Raw genomic sequence first — 16,502 nt, 5'->3', positions numbered from 1 at the left:
CTGAAATGAACCGGGAGCCCCGAAATGAAGATTGGCATGATCACCGACAGCCTGGGCAATCTGTCGTTTGACGAGATGCTGCGCGCGTCGGCCGAGCTCGGCCTGGAGACGCTGGAGTTCGCCTGCGGCAACTGGTCGTCCGCGCCGCATATCGATCTCGCGGCCATGCTGGACAGTGCGGCGACCCGGGCTGACTTCGTCGCCAAGGTCCGCGACCACGGGCTGACGATCGCGGCGCTCAACTGCTCGGGCAATCCGCTGCATCCGGGACCGCAGGGCAAGAAGCACCATCAGGTTACGCAGGACACGATCCGGCTGGCGAGCCTGATGGGCATCGATCGCGTGGTGATGATGTCCGGGTTGCCCGGCGGCCCAGGCGATGCCAACCCCAACTGGATCATCACCGACTGGCCGCCCGAATGCGCCGACATCCAGCGCTACCAGTGGGACGACCGCATTATCCCCTACTGGCGCGATCTCGTTAAGTTCGCGAACAATCTCGGCATAGGCAAATTGTGTCTGGAACTGCATGGCCATCAGGCAGTCTACAACGTGCAGACACTGTTTAGGCTTCGCGATGACGTCGGCGAAACCGTTGGCGCGAACTATGACCCCAGCCACCCGATCTGGATGGGCGCAGATCCCATCGCCGCCATACGCAAGCTTGGCTCGGCCATCTACTATGTGCACGCCAAGGACACGCGCATCGAGCCGATACCGGCGGCCATCGACGGCATGCTCGATGCGCGTCCGCCAAACCACTATGCCGACCGGGCCTGGAATTACATCACGCTGGGCTACGGCCACGGTGAGACCTGGTGGCGGCAGTTCTGCACCGCGCTGAAGCAGGTCGGTTACGACGACGTGCTCTCGATCGAGCACGAGGACATGATGCTTTCGCCCATGGAAGGCATGCGCAAATCCGTGGCGTTGCTGCGCAACGTCGCCATCAACCTGGCTTGAAATGGGCCAATACGACCGCCTGAAGACGGTCCGCCCCGGGGCTCACGCCGCACGCAATCCGCAGGTTTGAAAGCGAATGTCGAGTTGCGCGCACCAGCTTCGGCATCCCGCAGACCGCTGCCGCCACCGGCGCCTGTCGTTGCGCCGGTTTGGGCATCCGGCTGGACTATCTCACATCCACCCAGCGCTGCTCCTGGAACGAGCGCGCCATCGCATGCACGGTGCGCTCGATCTCCAGTCCTTCATCGAAGTCGATGATCCGGGCCGGCTTGCCGGCGATGCGCATCAACAGTTCGCGGCATTCGATCATCTTGAGGTCGTTGAAGCCGAGGCCATGGCCGGGCGCCGGCAGGAAGGAATCGTAAGGCTTGTGGTGCGGCGCCACCAGGACGGTGCGGTAGCCCTGCTCGGTCGGCCGGTCGGCGGTGAGGTAGAGCTGGAATTCGTTCATCCGCTCCTGGTCGTAGAGGATCGAGCCCTTCGAGCCGAAAATCTGGATGGCGATGCGGCCCTTGCGGCCCCAGGCCGAGCGGTTGACCAAGAGCGTGCCGGCGACGCCGTTTTCGAGGTGCATGAGCACGCTGGCGATATCGTAGGTCTCGACCGCGCGGCGGCCGCCGGAAGCGACCTTGCGGTCGGCATAGGGTTTTGCCATGTCGCACATGACGCGGACGACGCGGCCGAACAGCGCCTTGATCAGCGACAGCGGATGTACAGCGAAATCGTCGAGCGCGCCGTAGCCGGAAGCCGCCTCATGCTTCCAGAAGAACAGCGCTTCCGGGTCGGCCATGAAATCCTCGTCCATCTCGATGCGCACGAGGTTGACGTCGCCGATGATCTTTTCCTCGAGCAGCGCGCCGATATGGCGGATGGCGGGGTTCTGGATGTAGTTGTAGCCGAGCACGGCGACCTTGCCGGATGTCTTCGCCGCCTTCGCCATCGCCTCGGCCTCGGCAAAGCTCGGCGCCATCGGCTTCTCGCACCACAGATGCTTGCCGGCTTCCAGAATGGCGATCGCCATTTCCGGGTGGAACTGGTTGGGCGTGGTCAGCGAGACGATGTCGACGTCCGGATCGTTGACCACGGCGCGCCAGTCGCCGGACCCTTTGGCGAAGCCGAACTCGCCGGCCTTGTGCCGGGCAAGCTCGTCATTCACCTCGCCCAGATGCACCAGCCTCGGTTTTTCGACATCGGGAAAGACGGTACCGACCGCGTTCCAGGCAATGGCGTGGCACTTGCCCATGAAGCCCGTGCCGATGAGGCCCACTCCGACCATGTCGATTTGTCTCCGCGACCGAGCAATTCCAGGAAAAGTGTCAAGCGGTTTTCCGTCCGGAATTGCGTCAACAAACAGATGGAGCGGTTCCGTGGAAGCGGAATCGCTCCGGGGAAGAAATTGATATGGATGAATTAGTCCATTTCAGCAAAGAATGGAACATCCAAATCATTTTTTATGGTGTTCTTGCGCGAACTCGCTATGATGAGGCAGGAGAGGGACAGATTTCATGGCCGTGGTCGGAGCGACGATGGACGAACGGGTGCCTCGCGATTTCGAAACGCTGCGCGCGACGATCCTGGACAGGCGCGCGAGCCTGCCCAAGCGTATCGCGCAGATCGCGGCTTACGCGCTTGACAATCCCGACGACATCGCTTTCGGCACGGCGGCAAGCATTGCCGCTTCGGCCGGCGTCCAACCCTCGACGCTGATCCGTTTTGCCCAGCAGCTCGGCTTCGACGGCTTCACCAGCCTGCAGCAGGTTTTCCGCGAGCGGCTGCGCGAGCGCAATTCCTCCTATGACGAGCGGCTGGCGGCGCTGCGCGCCAAGGCCGAGGAAGGCGCCGGTCACCGGGCGATCTTCGACGGCTTCGTCGCTGCCGCCAGCACCTCGCTCAGCGACATTTCGCGTTCGCTCAACGATGCGCATTTCGAGGAGGCGGTCACCCTGCTGGCGAAAGCCGAGACCATCTATGTGCTGGCCAAGCGCCGCTCCTATCCGGTCGCGTCCTACATCGCCTATGCGCTGGGCAAGCTCAAGATCCGCAACCAGCTGGTGGAATCGGCCGCCGGCCTGAACGCCGAGATGATCGGCTTCGCCACGCCGCGCGACGCCGTCATCGCCATCAGCTTCTCGCCCTATGCGCCTGCGACCATCGAGGAGACGCGCTCGATCGCGGAACAGGGCGTGCCGATCGTGGCCATCACCGACTCATCGTTTTCGCCGCTGGCGCAATTCGCCAAGGTCTGGTTCGAGGTCGCCGAGGCCGATTTCGGCGGCTTCCGCTCGATCTCGGCAACCATGGCGCTGGCCATGGCGCTGACTGTCGCCGTCGGCGAGAAGCGCCGCGAGGCCGGGCGCCGGCGCAAGGGCTGAGCCTCGCCGTCGAGCGCTTTTCGCCTTGGGAACGCTCATTCCATATTGACCGTAGATTGGAATTAATATTTCATATTGACGGCACCACGTCGTCGCTTGCGCGTGCTGTCCAAAACGACGCTGCTCTGCACAACAAGGCCGATGGGAGGTTCGAATGGGCGAAGCCGTGGAAGGGAAATACCCGCCGCTCGACGTCATAACCATCGGCCGCGCCTCGGTCGACCTCTATGGCCAGCAGATAGGCTCGCGGCTGGAGGACATCACCTCCTTCGCCAAGTCGGTCGGCGGCTGTCCGGCCAATATTTCCGTCGGCACGGCAAGGCTCGGGCTGCGCTCGGCGCTGCTCACCCGCGTCGGCGACGAGCAGATGGGACGCTTCATCCGCGAACAGCTGCGACGCGAGGGCGTCTCGGTCGACGGTTTGAAAACCGACACGGAGCGGCTGACCGCGCTGGTTCTGCTTTCGGTCGAGAGCGAGGGCGTCTCGCCGATGATTTTCTACCGTTCCGACTGCGCCGACATGGCGCTGGCCGGAGGGGATATCGACGATGCATTCATCGCCTCGGCGCGCTCCGTCGTCGTCACCGGCACGCATTTCTCGCGACCCAACTCCGATGCCGCGCAGCGCAAGGCGATCCGCCTCATGAAGGCCAAGGGCGGCAAGGTAGTGTTCGACATCGACTATCGCCCGAACCTCTGGGGCCTTGCCGGCCATGCCGAGGGTTTCGAGCGGTATGTAAAATCCGACCGCGTCTCGGCGCAGCTGAAGACGGTGCTGCCCGATTGCGATCTCATCGTCGGCACCGAGGAAGAGATCATGATCGCGTCGGGCGCCGACGATTGCCTGAGCGCGCTGAAGACGATCCGCGCGCTGTCGTCGGCCACCATCGTCCTGAAGCGCGGTGCCATGGGTTGCATCGTCTATGACGGGCCGATCAGCGACGACCTGGAGGACGGCATCGTCGGCAAGGGTTTTCCGATCGAGGTCTACAATGTGCTGGGCGCCGGCGATGCTTTCATGTCGGGTTTCCTGCGCGGCTGGCTCGGCGGCGAAAGCTTTGCCACCGCCGCCACCTGGGCCAATGCCTGCGGCGCTTTTGCCGTGTCGCGCCTGCTCTGCGCACCGGAATATCCGACCTTCGAGGAGCTGCAGTTCTTCCTCAAGCACGGCAGCAGGCATCTGGCGCTGCGCAAGGACGAGGCGATCAACCACATCCATTGGGCGACGACGCGCCGGCGCGACATTCCTTCGCTGATGGCTTTAGCCTGCGACCATCGCGTCCAGCTGGAGGATGTCGCGGCAAAAGTCGGCGCCGACGTGGCGCGCATTCCCGACTTCAAGGTGCTGACCGTCAAGGCCGCGGCAAAAGTCGCGGCCGGCCGCGACGGCTACGGCATGCTGGTCGACGAGAAATACGGCCGCGACGCGATGTTCGAATTCGCCCGCCATCCGTTCGCCTGGCTCGGTCGTCCGGTCGAGCTGCCCGGATCGCGGCCGCTGCGCTTCGAATTCTCGCAGGATATCGGCTCGCAGCTCACTGAATGGCCGGTCGACCATTGCATCAAATGCCTGTGCTTCTACCACCCGGACGACCCGGAGGCGCTGAAGGCGGAACAACAGCAGAAGCTGCGCGCGCTGTTCGAGGCCGCGCGGAAAGTTGGCCGCGAACTGCTGGTCGAGATCATTGCCGGCAAGCACGGCAAGCTCGACGACACCACCATTCCGCGCGCGCTGGAGGAGCTCTATGCGCTTGGCATCAAGCCCGACTGGTGGAAGCTCGAGCCGCAGGCTTCGGCCAATGCCTGGGCGAAGATCGAACAAGTGATCGTCAGGAACGATCCATGGTGCCGCGGCGTCGTGCTGCTCGGGCTCGAGGCACCGCAGGACGAGCTGGTCGCTGCCTTTGCCGCAACCAGCAATGCGCCCATCGTCAAAGGATTTGCCGTCGGTCGCACCATCTTCATCAACGCGGCCGAAAAATGGCTGGCCGGCAGGATGTCGGATGATGAGGCTATCGCCGACATGGCCGCGCGCTTCGAGCAGCTGACCGAGGCATGGCTTGCCGCGCGCGGCCGCAAAGCGGCATAAGGAAAGCCGGAGGAGACGACAATGACCAAGACCGTTCGCCTGACCATGGCGCAGGCGCTGACCCACTTTCTCAGCCGGCAAATGACCGAGATCGATGGCGAGAAAATGCCGATCTTCGGCGGGGTCTGGGCGATCTTCGGCCACGGCAATGTCGCCGGCGTCGGCGAAGCGCTCTACCAGGTGCGCGACGAGTTGCCGACCTTCCGTGCCCATAACGAGCAGGCGATGGCGCATGCGGCGATCGCCTATGGCAAGGCGAATTTCCGCCGCCGCTTCATGGCCGCCACCACCTCGATCGGTCCAGGCGCGCTGAACATGGTGACGGCCGCCGCGCTCGCGCATGTAAACCGGTTGCCCGTCCTGTTTTTGCCGGGCGATGTCTTCGCCAACCGCCTGCCGGACCCGGTGCTGCAGCAGGCCGAGGATTTCTCCGACGGCACGGCAAGCGTCAACGACTGCTTCCGCCCGGTATCGCGCTATTTCGACCGCATCACGCGGCCGGAGCAGATCATCCCGGCGCTGAACCGCGCCATGCAGGTGCTGACCGATCCGGCCGAATGCGGCCCGGTGACGCTGTCGCTCTGCCAGGACGTGCAGGCCGAAGCCTATGATTATCCCGAAAACCTGTTCGCCGAGCGTGTCTGGACGCCGCGCCGGCTGCGTCCGGATCGCCAAGAGTTGGCCGCCGCCATTGCAGCGTTGAAGGGCGCCAGGAAGCCGCTGGTGATCGCCGGCGGCGGCGTTCTCTATTCGCAGGCCTCGGACGAGCTCGCCAAGCTGGCGCAGGGCGCCGGCATTCCGGTCTGCGAAACGCAGGGCGGCAAATCCTCCTTGCCCGATGACCATCCGCTCAACATGGCGGCGGTCGGCGTCACCGGCACTTCGGCCGCCAACCGGCTGGCGGAAGAGGCCGATGTCGTGCTGGCCGTCGGGACGAGACTGCAGGATTTCACCACCGGCTCCTGGGCGCTGTTCAAGAATGCCGGCCGCACCATCATCGGGCTGAACACGCAAGGTTTCGATGCCGGCAAGCATTGGGCGCGGCCGCTGGTCGCCGACGCGGCCGAAGGCTTGGCGGAACTGTCCGAAGCGCTGAAGGGCTGGAAGGCGCCGGCCGCCTGGACCGACAATGCGCTGAAGGGCAAGGAGGAGTGGCGGGCCGCGGCCGCCAAGGTGACGGCATCGACCAATGCCGCCTATCCTTCCGATGCGCAGGTGATCGGCGCCGTGCAGCGCGCCATGGGCTCGGGCGTCACTCTTCTGCATGCCGCGGGCGGACTGCCGGGCGAGTTGCATAAGCTCTGGCAGGCAGGCGAGCCCGGCTCCTACCACGCCGAATACGGCTTCTCGACCATGGGCTACGAGATCGCCGGCGGGCTCGGCGTCAAGATGGCGAAGCCCGACCAGGAGGTCGTCGTCATGGTCGGCGACGGCTCCTATCTGATGCTCAATTCCGAGATCGCGACCTCGGTGATGCTTGGCCTCAAGCTCACCATCGTGCTGCTCGACAATCGCGGATATGGCTGCATCAACCGGCTGCAGATGGCGACCGGCGGCGCCAACTTCAACAATCTCTTGAAGGACGCCCGTCACGAGGTGATGCCCGACGTCGACTTCGCCGCCCATGCGGCCAGCCTCGGCGCCATTGCCGAGAAGGTGGCGTCGATCGCCGAGCTGGAGACGACGCTGGCCAAGGCCAAAAACAACGACAAGACCACCGTGCTGGTCATCGACACCGATCCGCTGGTGTCGACCGAGGCAGGCGGCCATTGGTGGGACGTCGCCGTGCCGGAAGTCTCGTCGCGGCCACAGGTGAATGCCGCGCGCAAGAAATATGAGGAAGCCGTGGGCGGCCGGCAGGGCTGAGCTGCGTCGGCCTCGCAACGAACCGACACATTGGAGTGACGACTTGAAAGCCAAACTGGGCATGTCCCCCATCGCATGGTGGAACGACGATCTCGTGGAATTGAGCGATGACGTGTCGCTGGAGGAGTGCTTGGCGCAGTCGCGCTCGGCCGGCTTCACCGGCATGGAGATGGGCCGCCGCTTCCCCAACGATCCGAAGGTGATGCTGCCGATCCTGAAAGAGGCCGACGTCACGCTTTGCGGCGGCTGGTTCTCCGGCACGCTGGTCAACGAGGATATGTCCAGGAACAAGGACCGCATCCAGCCGATGATCGACCTGTTCAAGGCCGTCAACGCGCCCTGCATCGTCTATGGCGAGGTCGGCCGCTCCATCCAGGGCGATCGCTCGAAGCCTCTAGCCACCAAGCCGAAACTCACCGGTGACGAGATGAAGGCCTATGGCCGCCGTGTCACCGAGTTCGGCGAATGGTGCGCCGAGCAGGGCATGCCGCTCTCCTACCACCATCACATGGCGGCGGTGGTCGAGACTGAGCCGGAACTAGACGCCTTCATGCGCCATTCCGGCGAGGGTATTCCGCTGCTGCTCGACGCCGGTCATCTCGCCTTTGCCGGAGGCGACGTGCTGCGCGCCATCGACAATCATCACAAGCGCATCAACCATGTCCATGTGAAGGACGTGCGCATGGGCGTGATCGATGGTCTCGACCGCGCCAAGCAGTCCTTCCTCGACGCCGTGGCGCTCGGCGCCTTCACCGTGCCGGGCGACGGCTCGCTCGATTTCGGCGCCATCGTCCAGCGCTTCGCCGATCACGGCTATGAAGGCTGGTTCGTGGTCGAGGCCGAGCAGGATCCGAAGAAGAACCCGCCGCTGAAAATGGCGCAGGTCGGCCACAAGGAGCTGATGCGGGTGATGACGGCCGCCGGCTACACGGTTGAGACGCAAGGCTTCCCTAATACCTGAACGGTGGATTCGCCACGGCGGTCGGTTTATCTGATGCGCTTTGGACAAATCCTGGATTGGCGCGATGAAAGACTATGAGCACCCCTTCTTCCGGCCGCTGTGGCGCCGCATCGCCGTCGTCGCGGTTTGCCTGGTCTGGTCGGTGATAGAGTTCGCCTCCGGCACGCCGTTCTGGGGCGTCATTGCGCTCGGCTTCGCCGGCTATGCGGTGTGGCAGTTCTTCTACCTCTACAAGCCGGCCGAGGGAGCGAAGCCCCCGGCCGAGCCGAAGGAATGACTGGAATGCACGGAGCAGAGGTTTTGGGGATCGGATACTGCGTGCATGGCGGATCGCATACGGTTGGCCGGAACGCCCCTCGCTTCGTCATCCTAGGGTCTCCGCGACGGAGCTTCGCTCCTGCTTCGCCCTAGGATGACGACGTTGAGAGAGATCCGGCCAATCTCCGAGGTTTCGCGACAAGTCCATCGACTGGAATGGTTGCAAAAAGCCTGAGAATCGAAGTGTCGGGTAACCAGGGAGACAAAAATGTCGAAACTGCTCGTCAAGGCCGACAAGGGCCACGGCCATGTCGCTCACGTCACGCCGCAAAGCGCCGGCTGGACCTATGTCGGCTTCGATCTGCATCGGCTCAAGCCTGGCGAGACGGCCTCCGGCAAGACCGGCGACCGCGAGGTCTGCCTGGTGTTTGTCACCGGCAAGGGCAAGGCCTCGGCCGGCGGCAAGGAACTTGGCCTGCTCGGCGGGCGCATGTCGCCCTTCGAGGGCAAGCCATGGTCGGTCTATGTGCCGCAAGGCGCCGACTGGTCGGTGACCGCCGACACCGAACTGGAGCTCGCCGTCTGCTCCGCGCCGGGCCTCGGCGGCGGCCTGCCCGTCCGCGTCATCCGGCCTGACGATCTCGGCCAGGAGGTGCGCGGCAAGGGCACCAACACGCGCTACGTCACCAACATCCTGCCCGAGGGAAAGCCGGCCGACTCGCTGCTGGTGGTCGAGGTGATCACCCCCGGCGGCCACACATCGAGCTATCCGCCGCACAAGCACGACCAGGACAATCTGCCGGCGGAGTCCTATCTCGAGGAGACTTATTACCACCGGCTCAACCCGCCGCAGGGCTTTGCCTTCCAGCGCGTCTACACCGACGCCGACCGCAACGGCGTGCGCGAGCTGGACGAAGCGATGGCCATCGAGGACGGCGACGTCGTGCTGGTGCCGAAGGGCTATCATCCCTGCGCCGCCTGCCACGGCTACGATCTCTATTACCTCAATGTCATGGCCGGACCGAAGCGGACGTGGAAATTCCACAACGCGGCCGAGCACGAGTGGCTGATGAAGGCCTGATCGGGCAGCACGGCCAAGCCGTTGGTCCAGTCCCGGAAAAATCGTCGGCTAACGACCTTGAGACTGGACCTGCCTTCGAAAACCCATGAAAGCTTCGTCAATCCGTCATGGAAATCACCTATGGCAGCGGGTCTGATGCACGTTGCCGAAGCGCCTGAGCGTTTTTGGGACTTGCCAAAAACCAGGACTTGAAGCGCGTCGCATAATCCTTCGGGCGCAGCGCGCTTGATGAGGAACGCCCATGCGCTACGCCATCTACTTCACCCCGAGGCAGGACGAGCCACTGGCGCGCATTGCCGCCAACTGGCTGGGCCGCGACCCGTTTGGCGCGGCGACACGGCCGGTCGAGGCGGTGGGTGATTTGTCGGCCGCGGAAGTCGCCTTTCACACCGCCTCGGCCAGGCGTTACGGGTTCCATGCGACGCTGAAGGCGCCGTTCCGGCTGGCGCCGAGCGAGACGGAAGCTTCGCTGCGCGCCGCGCTCGACACTTTTGCCGAGGCGACGCCGCCGGTCGTCATTCCACGCCTCGTCATCGGCCAGATCGACGACTTCTTCGCGCTGGTGCCGGAAACGCAGTTTGCGCCGCTCAACAGCTTCGCCGGTGAGGTGGTGCGTGCCTTCGACCGGTTCCGCGCGCCCTTGACCGAGGCCGAGATCGAGCGGCGCAGCCCGGACGCGCTGAGACCGGACGAGTTCCGTAACCTCTGCCAATGGGGCTATCCTTACGTCTTCGACACATTCCGCTTCCACATGACGCTTTCGGGGCGCGTCGGGCCACAGGAAAGCCCACGTCTTCGTGCAGCGATCGACAGCCTGTTCGCCGATGTGCTGCGGCGGCCGGTGGCGGTCGATGCGCTGACATTGTTTGTCGAAAACGAGCCCGGTGCCCCGTTCATGGTGCTTTCCCACCATGCGCTTGGCCGCGGCCCGGCCCGTAAGACCGCCTGATAGATCGCCGACCGCTCGAGATAGGACCGCCGAGATGACCGCCGAAACCGTTCTCACCAATGCCTGCATCGTGCTGCCCGACGAAATCGTCGAGGGTTCGCTGCTGTTGCGCGATGGCCTGATTGCCGCCATTGAGCCGGGTGCTGCCCGCACCGGCGAGGATATGGGCGGCGATTATATCATCCCGGGTCTGGTCGAGCTTCACACCGATCATCTCGAAGGCCATTATGCGCCGCGTCCCAAGGTGCGCTGGAATCCGATCGCCGCCGTGCTTGCCCATGACGCTCAGATCGCGACCGCCGGCATCACCACGGTTCTCGACGCATTGCGGGTCGGCATGGACGAAGATGCCGACCTGACTTCCGACGACATCCGCAAGCTCGCCGACGCGATCGAGGACAGCGTGCGCGAAGACCGCCTGCGCGCAGATCATTTCATCCACCTGCGCTGTGAAGTCTCGGCGCCGGACTGCCTCAAGGCCTTCGCCAATTTCGAAACCGACGACCGGGTGAAGCTCGCCTCGCTGATGGATCATGCGCCTGGACAGCGCCAGTTCGTCAACCTCGAGACCTATGCCTACTACTACCAGCGCAAGCTGAAGCTGACGGATCGCGACTTCCAGAAATTCTGCGAAAAGCGGATGGGCGAATCGGACCGCAATTCCGGCCCGAACCGCGTCTTCATCTCGGCCGCCTGCCATGAGCGCGGCATCGTGCTGGCGAGCCATGACGACGCCACCACCGGCCATGTCGAGGAAGCGATCGAACAGGGTGTGCGCGTCGCCGAGTTCCCGACCACCGAAGAGGCGGCCAAGGCCTCCAAGGCGGCAGGCCTCGGCGTGCTGATGGGCGCGCCGAACGTCATGCGCGGCGCATCGCATTCCGGCAATGTATCGGCCCGCACGCTTGCCGCCGACGGCCTGCTCGACATCCTGTCGTCCGACTACATTCCCTTCAGCCTGATCCAGTCGGCCTTCTTCCTCGGCGATGTCGTCGAGGGCATCACCCTGCCCCAGGCTGTCGCGATGGTGACGAAGAACCCGGCCGAGGCGATCGGCCTCGCCGATCGCGGCGTCATCGAGCCCGGCCGGCGCGCCGACCTGGTGCGCGTGCGCGTCGACGACCATGTGCCGGTCGTGCGCACCGTGTGGCGTCAGGGCAGCCGGGTCGCATGATGGTCTCGGCCCTCATCGAGCGCGAGCTGGCCGAGAGCCTGCCGATCCGCAACGGCGTCTTCGTCGCGGTCGTCGGCCCGAGCGGCGCCGGCAAGGATACGGTGATCGGCTATGCCAAGGCGCGCTTTGCCGGCGAGACGCGGCTGGAATTCGTGCGCCGAGTCATCACCAGGCCGAGCGACGCGGCGAGCGAGGACCACGATACGCTGGCCGATGCCGCCTTTGCCGAAGCGGAGGCCGACGGCGCCTTCTCGCTTTGCTGGGACGCGCACGGCCTGCGCTACGGCTTGCCGGCCGATGTCGACTGGGCCGTGGCGAACGGTCATGTGGCGGTCGCCAATGTGTCGCGCGCAGTCATCCCGGCGCTGCGTGAACGCTACGCCAATCTGGCGGTGGTCGAGATCACCGCGGCGCCTGAGATCCTCGCCGAACGGCTGGCGGCGCGCGGCCGTGAATCGCGCGGCGAAGTGCTTGCCCGGCTGGCGCGCAGCACGAGCGTCAAGCTGACGGGGCCGGATGTCACCTCGATCGACAACGGCGGCGACAAGGAAATCGCCGGCGAACGCTTTGCCGAGGTGCTGCGCAAGGCGATGGCGTTTTCGGATTTGTCGGACATGATCTAGAGCCTTCCCCTTCTCCCACTTGTGGGAGAAGGTGGATCGGCGCGAAGCGCCGAGACGGATGAGGGTGCTCCAGCTTGGCGACAGGCTTGAAATTGGCCCCGCCTCACTTCGTCCAGCACCCCTCATCCGGCCGCTTCGCGGCCACCTTCTCCCACAAGGGGAGAAGGGGGATGCAGAGCTACTCCGCAGGCGCGCCGGCAACGTTGCGGCGCGTCGCTTCCATCATGCGGCGGCGGGCACGGAAGACACCCCATTGCTGGTCGACCAGCACGCCGATCAGGATCACGCCGCCCATCACCGCGAAGTTGAGCGAGGACGGGATGCCGAGCAGGTTGACCAGGTTCTGCAGTTCCTGCAGCAGCACCGTGCCGAGGATGACGCCGACCAGCGAGCCTTCGCCGCCGCGCAGCGAGAAGCCGCCCAGCACCGCCGCGGCGATGGCATAGAGCTCGTAGAACTGGCCGTGGCTCGCCGGCGAGATCGAGCGCGTATACATGGCGAAATAGATCGCCGACAGCGCCGTCAGCACGCCGCAGATGACATAGGCTGCGATGATCACCCGGCCGGTGCGGATGCCCGAGTATTTCGCCGCTTCCTCGTTCTTGCCGATCGCATAGAGGTAGCGGCCGAACACCGAGCGGTGCAGCACCACCCACGTGACGACGGCGATGACGATGAGCGCGATGAAGCTGTTCGGCACGCCGTAGGAACGGCCGGCCGTCAGGAATTCAAGGTCCGGAAAATTCTGACCGAAGGCGAAGCCCGCCGTGCCGTCGGCGGTGTAGAAGCGCGCCACGCCGCGATAGATGAGCAGACCGCAGAGCGTCACCACGAAGGGCTGCAATTTCAGCCGCGTGATGAGCCAGCCATGCACGAAGCCGATGATCGCGCCGAGCACGATGATCAGCATGAAGGCCAATGGCCAGCCCACCTCGCGCACGGCGATGAAGTCGATGAACAACGTGCCGAGCAGCGCGACCAGCGAGCCGACCGAGAGCTCGATGCCGCCGGTGATGATGACGAAGGCCTGGCCGATGGAAAGAATGCCGAACAGGCCAATCAGGTTGGAGGTGTTGGCCAGGTTGATCGGCAGCAGGAAGCGCGGGTTGATGGCCGTCACCACCGCGCCGACCACCAGGATCAGAATCAGCAGGCCGAGATCTTTCTTGCTCATTGCGCTCCTCCCGCCGCTTGCAGCAATTTCGGCTTCTTGCCGACCGCCAGCAAGAGCACGTTCTCCTGACTGAAATCGTCTTTGTCGAGAATGCCGGAGATCTGCCCCTCATGCATGACCGCGATGCGGTCCGAGACGCCGATCACCTCTTCCATGTCGCTGGAGATCATCAGCACCGCGACGCCGGCATCGGCCAGCGCCCGCATCAGCCCGTAGATTTCGGCCTTGGCGCCGATGTCGATGCCGCGGGTCGGCTCGTCCAGGATCATCACCTTCGGGTTCATCGCCAGCCATTTGGCCAGAACCACTTTCTGCTGGTTGCCGCCCGACAGCGTGCCGGTGCGGGTCAGGACCGACGGCGCCTTGATGCCGAGGTTCTTCTTCTGCTTTTCAGCAGTGGCAAGCTCGGCGTTGGCCGAGACCAGCGAACGCCTGGCGTGCGCCGGCAGATTGGGCAGCGAAATGTTCTGCGCGATCGAGAGATCGAGCAGGATGCCGGTCAGCTTGCGGTCTTCCGGCACGAGAAAGATGCCGTTCGCCACCGCATCGGCGGCGGAGCCGACATCGAGCGGCTTGCCGTCGAGCGTGACGCTGCCGGCCAATCGCTCGTCGATACCGAACAGCACGCGTGCGAGCTCGGTGCGGCCGGAACCGACAAGGCCTGCGAGGCCGAGGATCTCCGCCCGCCTCAGCTCCAAGCTGACCGGCCGATCCGGGTAGGTGCTGGTGCGGATGGCATCGGCGGACAGGGCTACGCTGCCCGGAGCCCGCGTGGCTTCGCCCGCCTTCTCGCGCTCCTTCAGCATGCGGCCGATCATCAGCCTGACCATCTCGTCGTGATTGATCTGGGCCCTCGCCAGCGTGCCGGCCAGCGTGCCGTCGCGCAGCACCACGACGCGGTCGGCGACGCGCTCGATCTCATGCAGCCGGTGCGAGATGAAGATGACGCTGATGCCTTGCGCCTTCAGCCCCTTGATGACGTCGAGCAGCTTTTCGGTCTCGGCGATCGGCAGACTGGAGGTCGGCTCGTCGAGGATAACCAGCCGCGCCTTGATCGACAGCGCCTTGGCGATCTCGACCATCTGCTGCTGGGCGAGCGACAGAGATGCGACCGGCGTATCGGCCGAGAAATTGGCGCCGACGCGCTTCAAGAGCGGCGCCACCATTTCGCGCAGCTTGGCGCGGTCGACCAGCTTCAGCGGCCAGGCGCGCAGCGGCTCGCGGCCGAAGAAGATGTTGGCGGCGACGTCGAGGTTATCGAACAGATTGAGTTCCTGGTGCACGAAGGCGATGCCGGAGCCGATGCTGGCTTCCACTGTCAGTCCGTCATGGGCGACGCCGTCGACGGTGATGCTGCCGCTGTCCGGCCGCGTCACGCCGCCGAGGATCTTCATCAGCGTCGACTTGCCAGCGCCGTTTTCGCCGACCAGGCCGATGACCTCTCCCGGCCTGACCTCCATCGAAAACCTGTCCAGCGCCACAACACCCGGATAGGTCTTGCGCACGCCTTCCAGGCTCAGGAACGGAGCGGTGATTGGTTGAGTGGTGTCGGTAGAGGTCATCACGCCATAGTTTACCGCACGGGGCAGCAGCCGGTGGGCCACAGACTGACGGGCCTTGGCAGGTCCGTCAATACGAACGCCGGCTCAAGGCGAACCCTGAGCCGGCGCGATTGCTCGTCCGGTCAGTTGCCGGACATCGCCTTGAGGTTTGCGGCGTAGGCGTCGACGTCATCCTTACCGATGATCTTGGTCGGGATGATGATCAGGCCCTTCTCCGGAATGCCGGACTTGTCGCCCTTGAGGTAGGAAGCCATCAGCTTCATGCCCTGATAGGCCCATTCGAACGGCTGCTGCACCACGGTCGCGGCGACGGTGCCTTCCTTGACGCCGCCCAGCGTGATCGGATCGTCGTCGAAGCCGACGACGGTGATCTGGCCGAGCTTGCCGGCATCGCGCAGCGCTTCATAGATGCGCGGCGTGTTGTAGGAGTAGAAGCCGACCATGCAGGTGATGTCGGGGCTGGCGACCAGCGCGTCCTCGACATTCTTCTTGGCACGCGCCTGGTCGATGTCGTCGCCACGCACGTCGACCAGCTCGATCTTGCTGCCGGCGAGCCCGTCCTTCATGCCCTGGATGCGTTCCTTGGCGTTGTCGGCGCCGAGCAGGCCGACGAAGCCGAGGCACTTGCCGCCGTTCGGCATCGCCTTTTTGGCGATCTCGGCCGCCTGCTTGCCGGCATCCACGTTGGACGAGCCGATATAGGCGACGCGCTTGGTCTGCGGCGCATCCGAGTCGGTGGTGAACAGCGCCGTTTCCGACGCGATCTTGTTCAGCCCGTCGGTCGAGGTCTTGGGATCGACGGCCGAGACCATGATGCCCTTGACGCCTGCCGTCACCAGGTCGTCCATCAGCCGCTGCTGGATGGCGACCGAGGACTGTTCCGGATATTTGAGCTCGAGATTGTAGTCGGGCAATTCGCCCTGCGCCTTCTTGACGCCGGCTTCCGCCGCCTTCCAGAAGTCTGACGCGCCGTTGACGACGAAGGCCAGCGTCGGCTTGTCGTCGGCGCGCACGCTGGCGCTTACCGACAGGCCGATGAGCAAGGCCGCCGTGGCGACGGATGCATTACGGATCATGGATTTCATAGTTCAACCTCCCTTGTAGAACTCGTCGCTGACGTCTCAACCGCGGCCCGGATAACCCTCCTCCTCAAGGGTGCGGCGAAAGTCCGCCGACTTAAGAACGGTGCCGATATCCGGCCGCGGTCGAGACACTAGACACAGATGTGGCGTTCGTAAATAGTCCGATTTGTCTGACATTTTCGTGAGATGGGATGCAAGCCCACTCCGGCGCTGGCGTCGGGATATCGAGCGAGCATCCTTCGCACCTGCCGGCGCCGATCCGGAGTCCGGATGGTTACGACGAGTTGACACTAGAACGCCTGCGGCTATTAGTAAATAGTATTAGTTATGAAGCCAAGGCGCGCGCTT

The 16,502-nt window shown here is 64.4% G+C and carries 14 protein-coding genes; 10 read left to right on the top strand and 4 right to left on the bottom strand.

Annotated elements, in window-relative coordinates:
* Positions 1–24 precede the first annotated feature (24 nt).
* Positions 25–963 (top strand): sugar phosphate isomerase/epimerase family protein, encoded by a 939-nt coding sequence (locus RFM68_RS21435; RefSeq protein WP_320235002.1) that lies wholly within the window; start codon positions 25–27, stop codon positions 961–963.
* Positions 964–1,129: 166 nt separating this feature from the next.
* On the opposite strand, the gene RFM68_RS21430 is transcribed toward RFM68_RS21435, so the two are convergent.
* Complete coding sequence (locus RFM68_RS21430; RefSeq protein WP_320235001.1) at positions 1,130–2,239, bottom strand: Gfo/Idh/MocA family protein; 1,110 nt, start codon at positions 2,237–2,239, stop codon at positions 1,130–1,132.
* Between the two features lie 250 nt (positions 2,240–2,489).
* On the opposite strand from RFM68_RS21430, the gene RFM68_RS21425 reads away from it, so the two are divergent.
* The 9 genes from RFM68_RS21425 to phnN all read left to right on the top strand — a co-directional run bounded on the left by RFM68_RS21425 (position 2,490) and on the right by phnN (position 12,336).
* Positions 2,490–3,335: a MurR/RpiR family transcriptional regulator gene (locus RFM68_RS21425; protein WP_320235128.1), complete on the top strand. Its 846-nt coding sequence runs from the start codon at positions 2,490–2,492 to the stop codon at positions 3,333–3,335.
* A 154-nt stretch (positions 3,336–3,489) separates the two neighbouring features.
* Positions 3,490–5,424: a bifunctional 5-dehydro-2-deoxygluconokinase/5-dehydro-2-deoxyphosphogluconate aldolase gene (locus tag RFM68_RS21420; RefSeq protein WP_320235000.1), complete on the top strand. Its 1,935-nt coding sequence runs from the start codon at positions 3,490–3,492 to the stop codon at positions 5,422–5,424.
* Between the two features lie 21 nt (positions 5,425–5,445).
* Complete coding sequence (gene iolD / locus RFM68_RS21415) at positions 5,446–7,290, top strand: 3D-(3,5/4)-trihydroxycyclohexane-1,2-dione acylhydrolase (decyclizing) (protein ID WP_320234999.1); 1,845 nt, start codon at positions 5,446–5,448, stop codon at positions 7,288–7,290.
* A gap of 43 nt (positions 7,291–7,333) precedes the next feature.
* The gene (gene iolE, locus RFM68_RS21410; RefSeq protein ID WP_320234998.1) at positions 7,334–8,251 is read left to right on the top strand and encodes a myo-inosose-2 dehydratase; all 918 of its coding nucleotides are present in this window, start codon (positions 7,334–7,336) and stop codon (positions 8,249–8,251) included.
* Positions 8,252–8,315: 64 nt separating this feature from the next.
* Positions 8,316–8,528 (top strand): DUF3329 domain-containing protein, encoded by a 213-nt coding sequence (locus tag RFM68_RS21405; protein WP_320234997.1) that lies wholly within the window; start codon positions 8,316–8,318, stop codon positions 8,526–8,528.
* Positions 8,529–8,777: 249 nt separating this feature from the next.
* On the top strand, positions 8,778–9,590 hold the full coding sequence (iolB, locus tag RFM68_RS21400) for a 5-deoxy-glucuronate isomerase (RefSeq protein WP_320234996.1): 813 nt from the start codon (positions 8,778–8,780) through the stop codon (positions 9,588–9,590).
* Between the two features lie 241 nt (positions 9,591–9,831).
* Complete coding sequence (locus RFM68_RS21395) at positions 9,832–10,539, top strand: DUF1045 domain-containing protein (protein ID WP_320234995.1); 708 nt, start codon at positions 9,832–9,834, stop codon at positions 10,537–10,539.
* A gap of 34 nt (positions 10,540–10,573) precedes the next feature.
* Positions 10,574–11,713 carry an alpha-D-ribose 1-methylphosphonate 5-triphosphate diphosphatase gene (locus RFM68_RS21390; RefSeq protein ID WP_320234994.1) on the top strand — a complete coding sequence of 380 codons (1,140 nt, stop codon included), beginning with the start codon at positions 10,574–10,576 and terminating at the stop codon, positions 11,711–11,713.
* Entirely contained in the window at positions 11,710–12,336 is a 627-nt protein-coding gene (phnN, locus tag RFM68_RS21385; RefSeq protein ID WP_320234993.1) for a phosphonate metabolism protein/1,5-bisphosphokinase (PRPP-forming) PhnN, read from the top strand. Before RFM68_RS21390 ends, phnN begins: the two co-directional genes overlap by 4 nt.
* A 178-nt stretch (positions 12,337–12,514) precedes the next feature.
* On the opposite strand, the gene RFM68_RS21380 is transcribed toward phnN, so the two are convergent.
* From RFM68_RS21380 to RFM68_RS21370, 3 genes are all read right to left on the bottom strand, one after another.
* On the bottom strand, positions 12,515–13,510 hold the full coding sequence (locus RFM68_RS21380) for an ABC transporter permease (RefSeq protein ID WP_320234992.1): 996 nt from the start codon (positions 13,508–13,510) through the stop codon (positions 12,515–12,517).
* Positions 13,507–15,072: a sugar ABC transporter ATP-binding protein gene (locus RFM68_RS21375; RefSeq protein WP_320234991.1), complete on the bottom strand. Its 1,566-nt coding sequence runs from the start codon at positions 15,070–15,072 to the stop codon at positions 13,507–13,509. Before RFM68_RS21375 ends, RFM68_RS21380 begins: the two co-directional genes overlap by 4 nt.
* A gap of 122 nt (positions 15,073–15,194) precedes the next feature.
* Entirely contained in the window at positions 15,195–16,157 is a 963-nt protein-coding gene (locus tag RFM68_RS21370) for a sugar-binding protein (protein ID WP_320234990.1), read from the bottom strand.
* Positions 16,158–16,502 lie beyond the last annotated feature (345 nt).

It is taken from the genome of Mesorhizobium montanum, from assembly GCF_033977145.1.
Lineage (GTDB): Bacteria > Pseudomonadota > Alphaproteobacteria > Rhizobiales > Rhizobiaceae > Mesorhizobium > Mesorhizobium montanum.
Note: the sequence above shows the minus strand (reverse complement) of the source record. Positions and strands in the feature narration are given on the sequence as shown.